At 42.0% G+C, this 13,026-nt stretch carries 12 protein-coding genes; 4 read left to right on the top strand and 8 right to left on the bottom strand.

What is annotated here, in order from left to right; all coding sequences use genetic code 11:
* Window positions 1–4 precede the first annotated feature (4 nt).
* The 6 genes from fliH to NH153_RS18170 all read right to left on the bottom strand — a co-directional run bounded on the left by fliH (window position 5) and on the right by NH153_RS18170 (window position 6,611).
* Complete coding sequence (fliH, locus tag NH153_RS18195) at window positions 5–823, bottom strand: flagellar assembly protein FliH (protein ID WP_063706587.1); 819 nt, start codon at window positions 821–823, stop codon at window positions 5–7.
* 3 nt (window positions 824–826) lie between these two features.
* Window positions 827–1,867: a flagellar motor switch protein FliG gene (fliG, locus tag NH153_RS18190; protein ID WP_063706585.1), complete on the bottom strand. Its 1,041-nt coding sequence runs from the start codon at window positions 1,865–1,867 to the stop codon at window positions 827–829.
* Complete coding sequence (fliF, locus tag NH153_RS18185) at window positions 1,860–3,575, bottom strand: flagellar basal-body MS-ring/collar protein FliF (RefSeq protein WP_063706583.1); 1,716 nt, start codon at window positions 3,573–3,575, stop codon at window positions 1,860–1,862. Before fliF ends, fliG begins: the two co-directional genes overlap by 8 nt.
* Before the next feature lie 20 nt (window positions 3,576–3,595).
* Window positions 3,596–3,928, bottom strand: coding sequence for a flagellar hook-basal body complex protein FliE (gene fliE, locus NH153_RS18180; protein ID WP_063706581.1), 333 nt, complete (start codon window positions 3,926–3,928; stop codon window positions 3,596–3,598).
* A gap of 170 nt (window positions 3,929–4,098) precedes the next feature.
* Complete coding sequence (locus tag NH153_RS18175) at window positions 4,099–5,502, bottom strand: sigma-54-dependent transcriptional regulator (protein ID WP_063706579.1); 1,404 nt, start codon at window positions 5,500–5,502, stop codon at window positions 4,099–4,101.
* Window positions 5,499–6,611: a sensor histidine kinase gene (locus tag NH153_RS18170; RefSeq protein ID WP_063706577.1), complete on the bottom strand. Its 1,113-nt coding sequence runs from the start codon at window positions 6,609–6,611 to the stop codon at window positions 5,499–5,501. The genes NH153_RS18175 and NH153_RS18170 overlap by 4 nt, the downstream gene beginning before the upstream one ends.
* Before the next feature lie 128 nt (window positions 6,612–6,739).
* Between NH153_RS18170 and NH153_RS18165 the strand changes: the two genes are divergently transcribed.
* The gene (locus tag NH153_RS18165; RefSeq protein WP_063706575.1) at window positions 6,740–7,330 is read left to right on the top strand and encodes a DNA-3-methyladenine glycosylase I; all 591 of its coding nucleotides are present in this window, start codon (window positions 6,740–6,742) and stop codon (window positions 7,328–7,330) included.
* 29 nt (window positions 7,331–7,359) lie between these two features.
* On the opposite strand, the gene NH153_RS18160 is transcribed toward NH153_RS18165, so the two are convergent.
* Together NH153_RS18160 and NH153_RS18155 are read right to left on the bottom strand one after the other, a co-directional pair.
* Window positions 7,360–8,799 carry a sigma-54 dependent transcriptional regulator gene (locus NH153_RS18160; RefSeq protein WP_063706573.1) on the bottom strand — a complete coding sequence of 480 codons (1,440 nt, stop codon included), beginning with the start codon at window positions 8,797–8,799 and terminating at the stop codon, window positions 7,360–7,362.
* A 142-nt stretch (window positions 8,800–8,941) separates the two neighbouring features.
* Entirely contained in the window at window positions 8,942–9,727 is a 786-nt protein-coding gene (locus NH153_RS18155) for a flagellin N-terminal helical domain-containing protein (RefSeq protein WP_063706571.1), read from the bottom strand.
* A 193-nt stretch (window positions 9,728–9,920) separates the two neighbouring features.
* Between NH153_RS18155 and pseB the strand changes: the two genes are divergently transcribed.
* Genes pseB through NH153_RS18140 form a run of 3 tightly spaced genes read left to right on the top strand, consistent with a single transcriptional unit; the run spans window position 9,921 to window position 12,976 of the window.
* Window positions 9,921–10,922 carry a UDP-N-acetylglucosamine 4,6-dehydratase (inverting) gene (pseB, locus tag NH153_RS18150; protein ID WP_063707199.1) on the top strand — a complete coding sequence of 334 codons (1,002 nt, stop codon included), beginning with the start codon at window positions 9,921–9,923 and terminating at the stop codon, window positions 10,920–10,922.
* Window positions 10,923–10,931: 9 nt separating this feature from the next.
* Window positions 10,932–12,095 carry a UDP-4-amino-4,6-dideoxy-N-acetyl-beta-L-altrosamine transaminase gene (gene pseC / locus NH153_RS18145; protein WP_063706569.1) on the top strand — a complete coding sequence of 388 codons (1,164 nt, stop codon included), beginning with the start codon at window positions 10,932–10,934 and terminating at the stop codon, window positions 12,093–12,095.
* Complete coding sequence (locus NH153_RS18140) at window positions 12,092–12,976, top strand: aldo/keto reductase (protein WP_063706567.1); 885 nt, start codon at window positions 12,092–12,094, stop codon at window positions 12,974–12,976. Before pseC ends, NH153_RS18140 begins: the two co-directional genes overlap by 4 nt.
* Window positions 12,977–13,026: the final 50 nt, after the last annotated feature.

Raw genomic sequence — 13,026 nt, 5'->3', positions numbered from 1 at the left:
AGTGTTAGATACCACTACTATGCAAAAAGTTTTCCAACGTTTCTTTGACGCGGGTTTTTATTGTCATATCGAGCGATGATTGCGGGGTTTTAATTTCACAACCACCACGCTCTAAGGTTGGCTCAGCCACTAACTGCCAATGGTTATCTGCAATGGTTTGTTCGCCATAACTTTCGGTAATTAAAGCGATGTCATCAGGATGTAAGTGAATACGTACTTTCGCTTGCTCTTCACCTAATGCGTCAATGGCTTGCTTTAATGCATGCAAAATAATCTCTGGGGAGGTTTTAATTTCTTGGTAAACTAAGACCTCTGTCAGCATCACTGCTAACTGCACTAACTGCTTCTCTGCACTTTCATCAACTTTTGATAATGGCTGAGATAAGCTATCAAGTAAGCTTCTTAACGTGGTTAGTTGCTCTTCTAAAATTGGCTTGATTTCTTCTTGGCCTTGTTCTTTACCAAGTTCAACGCCTTCTTTAAAGCCCGCTTCTTTACCTTCATGTGCGCCCTTTTCAAAGCCATCAATGTAGCCTTGTTCATGGCCTTGCTTTAACCCTTCTTCGAAGGCATCTTGACGAATTCGTTCAAGCTCTGCCATGGTTAAAGCTGGGATCTCAGGCTCTTCAGGTTGTTCTTCAACCTGCTGTTTTTGCTGCTCTTTGCGGTATAAGTCAGCTAAAGGCGTGCCATACGCTGTAGAGCGCCCTGCCAGTTTTCGGGTATCTTGTGCAACATCAGGAATCGGCCAGTTTTCCAGTAATTCATCGACTGCTTCACTGGCATGCACAGGACGTCCGGTATGAAACGAAGGCTTAGTCATGGTTTACAGGAACTCCTCACCACCACCGCCACCAAGCATAATTTCGCCTGAGTCAGCTAAACGACGTGCCGTTGAAAGAATTTCTTTTTGTGCTGCTTCTACTTCACTAATACGAACAGGGCCCATCGCCTCTAAATCATCAGCAAGTAACTCTGCGGCACGTTTCGACATATTACCCAAGATTTTCTCTTTCAGGGCTTCATCTGTACCTTTGATTGCTTTCATCAGTACATCTTGCTGTACTTCGCGCAGGATCGCTTGGATACCACGGTCTTCAACGTCCATTAAGTTCTCAAATACAAACATAAGGTCTTGGATTTGCTGCGACATTTCTTCATCGTGTTCACGGATTGAATCCATTAACTGACCTTCGATATTGGTATCTAGGTAGTTCATGATATCAGCAGCCGCTTTTAAGCCGCCCATTTTCGCAGCTTGCGCACCTGCTTGGCCTGCGAACTGTTTCTCCATGATTTCGTTCAGCTCTTGCAATGCTGCAGGTTGAACTTCTTCAAGGTTAGCAATACGCATGGTTAAATCTAAGCGCACTTTTTCTGGGAATTGCGACAAGATTTCAGCTGATTGCTCAGGTTCTAAATAGGATAAAACAATGGTTTGAATCTGCGGGTGCTCATTACGAATAATATTCGCTACTTGTTTTGAGTCCATCCACTTCAATGAATCAAGACCTTTCGCTCCTGAACCCATAACAATTTGGTCGATAAGGCTGGCAGCCTTATCTTCACCAAGAGCTGCAGTAAGCGCTTTTTTGATAAAGTCTTCAGATTGGAAACCAATGGTACTGAAGCTTTGAATTTGCTCAATAAACAAATTATGTACTGCGCTAATTTTCGCTTGCGATAAATCATCTAGCGCAGCCATTGCCATACCCACTTTTTGCACTTGCTTTGGCTCTAAGTGTTTAAGGATTTGCGCAGCATCTTCTTCTGATAAGCTCAGCAATAAGATTGCCGCCTTATCAACACCGTCTAATTTATCAACATCAAACGCCGGTGGTAGTTGTTTTTGTTCTTGATCAGTCATCTTCTGTTAACCACGCTTTCACTACTTGAGAAGACAGTTCTGGTTCATTTGCAACCAATGCTCGAACTGCTTTGAGTAAATCTTCATCGCCATGTAAGTCTGGCAGCTGTAGTGTACCATCACTTGAGAATCCTACAGCAGCAGAGTCAAATTCTTTATTTAGCATATCTAGCGTACTATCACCAATATCTACACCTGCACTTAATGCATCTTCATCATAATCTTCAAGTGTATCGTCTGGGTAGATTAGACGTTTCAGCATTGGTCTTACTACGAATACAATCAGTACGATGATAACCAGTGCACCTAATGCTAAGCGTAGCATCTTCATGAACCAATCTTGTTCCCAAAGCGGCACTTCGGCTGCCATTTCTGTGTCTTCGCGAACAAATGGCACTGTGACAACTTCAAGTGCATCACCACGTTGCATGTCAAAGCCTACACCACCTTGTAGTAAACGACGGATATTTGACAATGCTTCAACAGAGCGAGGAACCATGGTCGTTTCACCGTTTTCACCTACTTGTGGTACATAATCAACGGCAACTGACACACTGATGCGACGAATAACCCCTGTTTGCTGACGTTTATGTGAGATTGTTGTATCTAGCTCGTAGTTGCGTGTTGCTTCTTTATGCGAACGACTAGGATTTGTTGCTGAACCCGCACTGCCTTGGCCTGCAATTTCAGGAATATTAGAATTTACTGGCGGCTGATTTGTGAGTGCTCCTGGAATACCCACAGCAAGACCACCAATGTTATTTTCTTCGAATGTCGTTTCACTGCGCACAGCAGGTAGGTCTGGGTTATAACGTTTTTGTGTTTCTTCTACGGCGCTAAAATCCATATTTAAATCAACTTGCGCTGTATAGTTACCTAAGCCCACAACAGGAATAAGGATGCTGTCGATTTTATTTAAGTATTCTTCTTCACGTTTACGCTCAATTTCATATTCTTTGCGAGAGCGAGCAGCAAGTGAATTTTGTGAACCTGAGTTAAGTAAGCGACCATTTTGATCAGTCACAGTAACGCGCTCTGGCGATAGGCCTTGCACCGCTGATGCAACAATATCAACCACTGAGTCAATTTCTTCACCATCAAGTGTACGACCACGTTTTAAGGTCAATACAACAGTTGCTGAAGGTTGCTTTTCACGGCGAGCAAAGACGTTTTCTTTTGGAATAGCTAAAAGTACTTTGGCGCGAGTAACATTTTTTAGCTCTTCGATGGTACGCGCAAGCTGTTGCTCACGACCATGTTTTAAACGTTCACGTTCAAGGCGTTGGCTTACACCAAAACCCATATCTTGCATGATGATGTCAGTACCTGAGCTTGGCGCTTGCTCAAGGCCTTCACGAGCCATCAATAATTTAATGTTTTGGTATTCACCTTCTTCAACAGAGATGACATTACCATCAAGTTCGTAATCAATCTTTTGAGCGTCTAAAAAGTCCAGCGTTTGAATAAGCTCTTCCGTTGGCATTTTACCAAGCGGACGCATATCTGGCTGACGAGCCCAAATAATAATAAAAATTGCGATAGCCAAACAGATTGCCAAAGCAATCACTAAAGTAACCTGGCGTAAAACGTCTACACCGTTTAAGGCACTTAAGTAGCCTGACTTTTGCTCTTGATGATCATCGGTATCGTTTGAATCGATACCACCGCCGGCTAAGGCTAGATCAGTTGATTGATTAGATTGCGCCACAATAATTCTCCACTACCTAGTTAAACAGGCATGTTCATGATTTCTTTATAAGCTTCAACAAGCTTATTTCGAACCTGTACCGTTGCTTCAAAAGCGACTGATGACTTTTGCGAAGCAATCATAACGTCAGCAAGAGAAACACTGCGGTCGCCCATTTCCATTGCCGTTACTTTTTGTTTTGCTTCTTGTTGTAAGCCATTCACTGTATCAAGTGCATTGGTAAGTAAATCACCAAACTGTGCCGATGATGTTGGCTGAGTTTGTGTTGGTAAATTATTAATTGAGTTACTACGACCTGCTTCTAAGGCCATAGATTGCATTTCTTGAAATAATGCGCTGTTTTGAACTTTCATAATACTCTCTGACAATGCAGTTTACTTATGCACTGATAAAGCACAAATCATGCCACAAAATAAATCAATATATATCAATAATTTAACGTGTTTATTTTGTTTGTCAGAGTTTTGACAGCAAACAAGCTCACAAAAATGTGAGCTTGCTAAACTAACTTTTTGGTGGGAGTTTATGCAGGTAAGGCAATACCCAAGTCACGCATTTGCGCCAATTTATAACGTAACGTGCGCGGACTAATACCTAAGGTTTCTGCAACCTCTTTACGCTTACCATTACAGCGCGCTAAGGTTTCTAAAATAATACGATGCTCTTTGTCTTTAAGCTCGTCTTTGTAGTTACCCTGCTCACTCATTTGTGGCACAGTATCTAGATTAACGTCAACAGGCTGTTCTTGATAAGCCGGTGCATTGTGTGGTGGCGTAGCGACTGGTTTTATATCCACCGTGAGTAATTCTTCAATAAAGACATCATCTTGATGAATACTGTTACCATCACATAATATCAACGCACGTTGAATAACATTATCAAGCTCGCGCACATTACCCGGCCAAGCATGCGCTAGCAGCTTTTGCTTAGCTCCTTCGGTTAATAGCGCAATAGGCTCTTTACTTTTCAGGCAATGGCGCTCAATTAAATGCTCGGCCAATACAATAATATCACCCGGACGCTCTGCTAATGGTTTCCACATTAGCGGGAACACATTTAAGCGATAATATAAATCTTCTCTGAACAGATTCTCGCTCACCGCTTCTTTTAAGTCGCGGTTACTTGTAGCCAGTACGCGTACATCAAGCTCTATGGTTTTACGGCCACCTAAACGTTCTACTTCGCGCTCTTGCAGTACACGCAGTAATTTAGCTTGTAAGCCTAAATCCATCTCCGTAATTTCATCAAGTAAGATGGTACCACCTTGAGCTTGCTCAAATTTACCAGGACAGGCTTGAATAGCGCCAGTAAACGCCCCTTTTTCGTAACCGAATAAAGTTGCTTCAAGCATATTTTCAGGAATAGCAGCACAGTTAATAGCCACAAAGGGGGCATCGCTACGGTTTGATTTATCGTGGATAAAACGAGCCAACACTTCTTTACCTGACCCACTTGGGCCAAGCACCATAACACTGGCATCTGAGCGCGCTACTTTACTGGCAAGTTCTAATAACTTAATGCTCGATGGATCGGCAACAATTGGGCCATCGGTTTCTTTTTCCTTTTCAGGCAAATAACGACTCACCATGTTAAGAAGCACTTCTGGGGCAAACGGTTTTGCCATGTAATCAATCGCGCCTAAACGCATTGCCTCTACAGCATCATCAATGGTGGCATAGGCTGTCATCATTAATACTGGCAGCTCAGGATAATTAAGTTTAATGCTTCGTAACAGGTCAAGGCCGCTCATTGCGCCCATTTGCACGTCGCTAACAACCAATGAATAGCTATTTTGCTTAAGTAAGATCATCGCTTGTTCAGCGCTATCTGCAGCAACGCAATCAATACCCGACATTTCAAGGGTATCGATCAGTGCTTCTCGTAAGCCTGCGTCGTCTTCAACGACTAAAATAGAGTTAGTATTCATTTTGCCTCCGCTGACATTGGTTCTGCACTAATTGGCAAGATCAAACTAAAACATGCTCCCCCATGAGCATTATTAGTTACTTCAACCCGTCCTTGGTGCGCATTGGCGACTGAATTTACAACAGCAAGTCCAAGCCCCGTGCCTTGGCTTTTGGTAGTATAAAAAGGTTCGAATAATTTGTTGGCATGGCGTAAATCAACACCTGGGCCATTATCACTGACACTAATGCGAACACAGTTTTCGCTAGTTTCGTCACGTTCAGCACTCAGGGTTACCACAGCCTCAGAGCCAATAATTTGAATACTGTTGTGGATCAGGTTTTGAATAGCACTCGCCAGAGCTGTTTTATTACCCACAATTTCAATATCTGGCTCTGGTAAGTTCACGCTTAGCTCACTGTTATTTTGCGCAACCATCGCATCAGCACCGGCTTTTACTTCATTAAGTAACTGTTGCATTGAAACGCTTTCGACTACTTGTTGCTCACCACTTTTGGCAAATAACAGCATATCGTTCACTTGGGTTTCTAAATCTTTTAAACGCGACATTAATTTTGTATGAAAGTTACCACGCGAGCTTTCTGGCAATCGCTTTGAGCCTAAATTTGCGGCATAAAGCATGGCAGCTGATAACGGTGTTCTGACCTGATGAGCAAGCGAAGCAACCATTTTGCCAAGCGCACTTAAGCGCTGCATATGTGCAACTCGCTTTTGTAAGCGTCTGGTTTCAGTTAAATCTGTCATTAGAATTAACTGCCCAGGCTCTGGAGCAAGCGCAGTAATATCAAGCTTAATTAATCGACCATCTTTAAGTGATACTTCATGTCCATCGTCTTGCTTTGGTCGAAATGAACGTTGAATAACGCTAAACCACTTTTCACCTTCAAGCGGCTCACCTAGCATATCAATGGCAATTTGATTGGCTTTTGCGATCATGCCTCGGCCATCTAAAACCACCACACCCGCAGGCATGGTATCAACCAAGTGGCCTAACCAACTGGCTTGTTGGCGCAGCTCACTCAATTCACCCACATACTCTTCTTGCTGTAAGCATGGGTTATATTGTTTGGCTGTGATAAATTGTGGTTTTAGGACATTTGCTAAGGCCATAATCGATACTCAAAAAATCGTGTCTACCTAGTCAAATGCACAATCCGTACCAAATTTATTTTTGTTTTATTTCAATAGATTAAAGACAAAAACAACACTGACAAAAAAATGACAATCGCGAGGGAATAATGCAAAAAGAACACCATTGTCGTTGCCCATGGCTCGATACCAGCAAAGAAGATTATGTGGCCTATCATGACCAAGAATGGGGGGTGCCATTATATGATGATCACCGCTTATTTGAGTTTATAACCTTAGAGTCAGCACAAGCGGGACTGAGTTGGTATACCATACTTAAAAAGCGTGATGGCTATCGAAGTGCCTTCAAAAACTTTGTTGTTGAAGAAGTTGCCAAAATGACCGAAGACGACGTCGAACGGTTAATGCAGTTTGAAGGCATTATTCGTAATCGCGCTAAAATCGCTGCCACTATCAATAACGCGCAGCGTTTTATTGAAATTCAAAAGGAGTTTGGCAGTTTCTCAAACTACCAATGGCAGTTTGTGGGTGGCAAGCCACTGGTAAACGACCTCGATAAATTAGCAGACTATCCGGCTATTACTGAAGCCTCAACAGCATTTGCCAAAGATTTAAAAAAGCGTGGCTTTAAATTTTTAGGCCCAACGACTGTGTATGCGCATATGCAAGCCTGCGGTATGGTCAATGACCATAGCAATGATTGCTTTAGAAAAGCTGAGATAATCAGTGAATACGAATAGATAAAACCGAGCAAGACACCTAACGCGGCTTAGTCGCGCGTTAGGTTGTATTTCTTCATTTTTTCGACCAGTGTGGTGCGTCTTACACCTAAAATTTCTGCAGCACGTGCAACAACATAATCGTAGCGCTCTAATGCTTGGCTGATTAAGCTGATTTCAAGCTCAGCAAGATACTCTTTCAGCTCAATCCCTTCATCAGGTAATAAACCCGAGTCTACCGTTGTAGCTGGGGTATCAAGCTCTTCCTCATCGTAATCACTAAAGCCGGTACTGAAAATATCGTTGAAAGCATCTCGCTCCATCAACTCTTCAGGGTACTCAGGCTCATAAGCCTCAACTTCGATATAACGATATTTAGCTGGTAAATCTGGCACATCAACTACTTTATCAGGGAACATGATCACCATGCGCTCAACTAAGTTAGCAAGCTCACGAATATTCCCCGGCCACGCATGCTCTTTTAAGCTTTGAATCGCACGCTCAGTAAATTTGGCCGTTGTGCCACTTTGCTCGTTCACACGACGCATTAACTCTTTTAAAAGCAGAGGAATGTCGTCAGCACGCTCACTTAGCGAAGGGTTTTCAATTGGAAACACGTTTAAGCGATAAAAAAGGTCTTCACGGAAGTCGCCCTTTTCAATCATCTCTTCAAGGTTGCGGTGAGTTGCAGCAATAATGCGTACATCAGCTTGAATAGGCTTAGTACCCCCTACTCGCTCATAGCTACGCTCTTGCAACACACGTAGTAGTTTAACCTGCATTTGTAAAGGCATATCACCTATTTCATCTAGAAACAGCGTGCCGCCTTGCGCTAATTCAAAGCGCCCTTTGCGTGCAGAAATAGCGCCCGTAAAGGCCCCCTTTTCATGGCCGAACAGCTCACTTTCAAGTAGTTCACCAGGAATAGCACCACAGTTTACCGGCACAAATGGCCCTGTATTGCGTTTAGAGAGTAAATGAACGTTACGTGCAACAACTTCTTTACCTGTGCCTGACTCACCTAAGATCAGCACATTGGCATCGGTTTTTGCTACTTGCTCAATTAAAAAGCGCACATCTTTTACAGCTTCGGTTTCACCGACTAAACCATCAAATGATTTGTTAGATTTCGCTTGTTTATGGTCACCCGGTAGCATGCGTTGATATTGCTGACAATCATGCAATAGCTGAGTAGTTACATCATGGTTAAACGGTTCACAAATTAAACCAACTACATTAGCAATGCTTAGCAGCGGTTTGAGTGTTTCACCAATTAATAAAAACGGAATGGCAGGAAACTGTTTGATCACAGCCTCGTGGTTTAGCTGCTGTAAAGCACCAAGAATGACCATGCATTCTTGCTGTTGATGTTTTTCACAAAAAGACTGTAATGAAGTCTCATCAACTAATTGTGCAGTTTCACCAATGAAGGTAAGTGCTGCATGTAAACCTATCGCACGATTATTATTATTGTCTAAAATTAAGATCATTATTGGCGAACCACAGTTACCACGAGGTTAGTTAATTTCTAAATTGTAAGCGAGTTTAGGAGGGATGCAAGCGCTAAGCGGCAATTTATTGACATCAACGCCAAAAAATAGTCACTTAGCACTAAAATTTAATACTAAAGAATTAAAGTAAACCTAATATAGACTCGGCTGAACGATTAGCCTGACCACGTAAGGCAACCGATGCTTGCGATAAAATATCATTAGCTACTTGATCAGACACGGCTTTTGCATAGTCAGTATCTTCTATTCGGCTTTGGCTCGCAGCAATGTTCTCTCGCTGGTTACCTAAACCTTTTATCGTACTCGTCAAGGTGTTTTGAAAAGCGCCTAGCTCAGCTCTTTGGGTGTTAATTTCCTCTGCTGCTTGGTCGCTAATATCAATGGCAGCTTGAGCACCTGCTTGGGTTGAAATATCGATTCCCGCAATAACTGAAGCAATACTACCATCAGATGGCGTCACTGATTGTGTGGTGTTGGCATCAAGACCAACTTGAAACGACACTTGCTCACCATCAAATAAAGGTTTACCACCGAATGTCGCATTTTCAAACGTTTCTGAAATTTGCGTTTGTAATTGCGACACTTCTTCTTGAAGTGCTGCCCTATCACTGTCTGTGAGCGCACCATTACCCGCTTGAATAGACAGCTCTCGTATGCGAGAAACGGCATCATTCACACCAGATAGATTTGACTCTGTTACTTGCGAGTAAGAAATGCCATCGTACGCATTATTAATTGCTTGGCTGTAGCCATCTTGTTGTGACGTTAATCTATCAATAATTTGCAATGCAGCGGCATCATCTGCCGCTGAGTTTACTTTTTTACCTGACGCTAGTTGCTCAGCAAGCTTATTACTCGTTTGCTGAGTTTGGTTTAAAAACCCAGTATTGGGTGATTGAATTTTCATGGCGGCCTCCGACAAACCGATTGCTTAAATTATAGCTTAATTTGCCAAATTTTGTACTTTGTACCATGGTTTAGATAAATTAACTTGGCATCTGACTTGCTAGTGTATTAGTTAATAGTTAAATTACTGAGAATTGTGTCAAAATTCTCACTTTGCGTATCAAACGCCAATGAAAAATAACTCGGGTAACGCTATGTTCGACAATAAAACAATTTTAATTACCGGTGGTACCGGTTCATTCGGTAAAAAATACGTCAAAACGCTACTAGAACGTTATAAACCTAAGAAGATTATTATCTTCTCACGGGACGAACTAAAACAGTTTGAAATGCAGCAAGAGTTTGACCAACCGTGTATGCGATACTTCATTGGCGATGTTCGTGATAAAGAAAGACTTCGTCGAGCTATGCGTGGCGTAAACTATGTGATTCACGCAGCAGCATTAAAACAAGTACCTGCCGCTGAATACAACCCAATGGAATGTATCAAAACCAATATTAATGGTGCTGAAAACGTCATTGATGCTGCCCTTGATAATAACGTAGAAAAAGTCATTGCACTGTCAACTGATAAAGCCGCGAACCCAATCAATTTATATGGTGCGACTAAACTTGCATCAGACAAGTTATTTGTTGCTGCTAATAATATTGCTGGCGGTCATAAAACAACCTTTGCTGTCGTAAGATACGGTAACGTAGTGTGTTCGCGTGGCTCTGTTGTGCCTATTTTCCAAAAGTTTATCGACCAAGGCCGCGACCATATACCAATTACTCATGAAGAAATGACTCGCTTCTGGATTAGCCTGCAACAAGGTGTTGATTTTGTTCTAACTAACTTTGAGCGTATGTTAGGTGGTGAGATTTTCGTACCGAAGATCCCTTCAATTCGCATTACTGATCTTGCCAAAGCCATGGCACCTGACTTACCAATTAAAATAATTGGTATTCGCCCAGGTGAAAAGTTACACGAAGTGATGTGTCCTGCCGACTTATGCTTTGAAACGTACGAATATAGCGATCATTTTGTAATCGCTCCGGGCATAAAATTCAGTAGTCGTAGCAATGATTTTACGGTGAATGCACTGGGTGAAAAAGGCGAGCAAGTTGCTCAAGGTTTCGAGTATAACTCTCTCGATAACCCAGATTATATGAGCATTGAAGAAATTAAAAACTTCAACGTCCAAGCGTTACTGTAATACTTCATTATGACGAATAAGGTAATTCCTTACGGCAAACAAAGTATTTCACAGGATGACATCAATGCCGTAATTGATGTATTAAAGTCTGACTGGCTAACGCAGGGACCTGCGGTTCCTGCATTTGAAAGTGCCATTGCAGAATATTGTGGTGCCCACTATGCCTGTGCCACTAACAGTGCGACTTCAGCGTTACATATTGCTTGCCTTGCTTTAGGCGTAGGTAAAGGTGACATTGTATGGACGTCGCCAATCTCCTTTGTCGCATCGAGTAACTGTGCGCTGTATTGTGGCGCAGAGGTCGACTTTGTTGATATCGACCTTGAAACAGGCAACATGTCTGTTGCAGCACTTAAAGAAAAACTAACATTAGCCAAACAAAACCAGCGACTCCCTAAAGTCGTGATCCCTGTTCATTTAGCTGGTCAGTCATGCAATATGGCTGCAATCAATGCACTTGCCAAAGAGTATGGTTTTAAGGTTATTGAAGATGCCTCGCATGCTATTGGCGCAAAGTATAAAGACAAGCCAGTTGGCAGCTGTGTTTATTCAGATATTACTGTGTTTAGCTTTCATCCAGTCAAGATAATCACATCTGCTGAAGGGGGTATGGCAGTTACCAACTGCGCTGAGCTCAACAAAAAAATGAGCCGCTTGCGAAGCCATGGTATTACTAATATTTCTGAAGAAATGACCGAGCCAAGTCACGGCCCTTGGTATTATCAACAGCTAGCGCTTGGTTTTAATTATAGAATGACGGATATGCAAGCCGCTTTAGGACTGAGTCAATTAAAGCAGCTAGACAACTTTGTATCAGTGCGAAACGACATTGCAACAACATATAACCATGCGTTTGCAAATTCAACGGTAGCTCATTTGACACAATCGGATGATTGTTACTCTAGCTACCATTTATATATTGTTCGTTTAACACAGTGTGATGTAGAAAAACATAAGTCGGTCATCACAGGCATGCGCGAGCAAGGAATTATTGCTCACTTGCATTATATACCGATCCATTTACAGCCTTATTATCAAGCTTTAGGCTTTTCGGACGGTGATTTCCCTAATGCAGAAAGCTACTATAAACAGGCTGTTACTATTCCTCTGCACCCAACTATGACAGCAGATGAGCAGCAATTCGTTATCGATACATTGATTGGTTTAGTATGAAGCTTGCTCTAGGTACAGTGCAATTTGGCTTGAATTACGGTGTCAGTAATAAGCTTGGTCAACCAAGCATTGCCAAGGCTCATGCCATTTTAGATATTGCAAAAGACGCAGGCATTACAACATTAGATACCGCACTTGGTTACGGCGAGAGTCACCAAGTGTTGGCATCCTATCCTTCGATTAATGACCGCTTTAACATAGTTACTAAGTTACCTCCTCTACAAAAAGAGCAATTTTCTAATCAGGATGCAGATAATTACATTGCATTAATTGAGCAATGTTTTTCAGATTTTAAAACTCAAAAACTAAATGCAATCCTATTTCACCAAGCAAGCGACATTGAGAAACAAGGTGTAGCGCCCGTTTTAGCGTGTTTAAAACAACGACAATTAGAAAATCAATTAGCGAGTAAAGGGGTTTCTTTGTATTCAGGTGCAGAGGTGGATAGCTTCACACAGTTGAGCGAAATTAACCTTGTGCAAATACCTTACAATGCATTTGATACCTACTTTAAAGACACTGGCGCTCTTTCATTACTAAGTAAAAACAACACTCAAGTGCACGCTAGATCTTGTTTTTTACAAGGCTTGTTATTAATGCCCATCAATGAGTTAGCTAGTTACTTTAAACCTTGGAAGCAAAATTTAGAATCATTTCATCAGTTAGCGCTGCATCTTGGTGTATCGGCACTAACACTCAGCCTTGCATATGCTTTAAAAGAAGATGAAATAGATAAAATAGTTGTCGGTGTGAACTCAGAGTCCGAGTTAGAGCAAATTTTAGAGGCCTATCAAAGCAGCATCAAAATCTCTCACGACGTGCTCAAAGAAATGACGGTTAATGATCCAAGACTCACCAATCCAGCAAATTGGCAACTATAAATAGTTTAGAAAAATGATTGATTGCCGATAAATGGCTATGATCAAAAAAG

The organism is Pseudoalteromonas gelatinilytica (assembly GCF_001641615.1).
In the GTDB taxonomy this organism is placed as follows: Bacteria; Pseudomonadota; Gammaproteobacteria; order Enterobacterales; family Alteromonadaceae; genus Pseudoalteromonas; species Pseudoalteromonas gelatinilytica.
Note: the sequence above shows the minus strand (reverse complement) of the source record. Positions and strands in the feature narration are given on the sequence as shown.

What these genes read in the sequence shown, in the direction of transcription:
- fliH (WP_063706587.1), bottom strand. Translation starts at nt 823, where the DNA reads ATGACTAAGCCTTCGTTTCATACCGGACGTCCTGTGCATGCCAGTGAA.
- fliG (WP_063706585.1), bottom strand. Translation starts at nt 1,867, where the DNA reads ATGACTGATCAAGAACAAAAACAACTACCACCGGCGTTTGATGTTGAT.
- fliE (WP_063706581.1), bottom strand. Translation starts at nt 3,928, where the DNA reads ATGAAAGTTCAAAACAGCGCATTATTTCAAGAAATGCAATCTATGGCC.
- NH153_RS18175 (WP_063706579.1), bottom strand. Translation starts at nt 5,502, where the DNA reads ATGAATACTAACTCTATTTTAGTCGTTGAAGACGACGCAGGCTTACGA.
- NH153_RS18170 (WP_063706577.1), bottom strand. Translation starts at nt 6,611, where the DNA reads ATGGCCTTAGCAAATGTCCTAAAACCACAATTTATCACAGCCAAACAA.
- NH153_RS18165 (WP_063706575.1), top strand. Translation starts at nt 6,740, where the DNA reads ATGCAAAAAGAACACCATTGTCGTTGCCCATGGCTCGATACCAGCAAA.
- NH153_RS18160 (WP_063706573.1), bottom strand. Translation starts at nt 8,799, where the DNA reads ATGATCTTAATTTTAGACAATAATAATAATCGTGCGATAGGTTTACAT.
- NH153_RS18155 (WP_063706571.1), bottom strand. Translation starts at nt 9,727, where the DNA reads ATGAAAATTCAATCACCCAATACTGGGTTTTTAAACCAAACTCAGCAA.
- pseB (WP_063707199.1), top strand. Translation starts at nt 9,921, where the DNA reads ATGTTCGACAATAAAACAATTTTAATTACCGGTGGTACCGGTTCATTC.
- pseC (WP_063706569.1), top strand. Translation starts at nt 10,932, where the DNA reads ATGACGAATAAGGTAATTCCTTACGGCAAACAAAGTATTTCACAGGAT.
- NH153_RS18140 (WP_063706567.1), top strand. Translation starts at nt 12,092, where the DNA reads ATGAAGCTTGCTCTAGGTACAGTGCAATTTGGCTTGAATTACGGTGTC.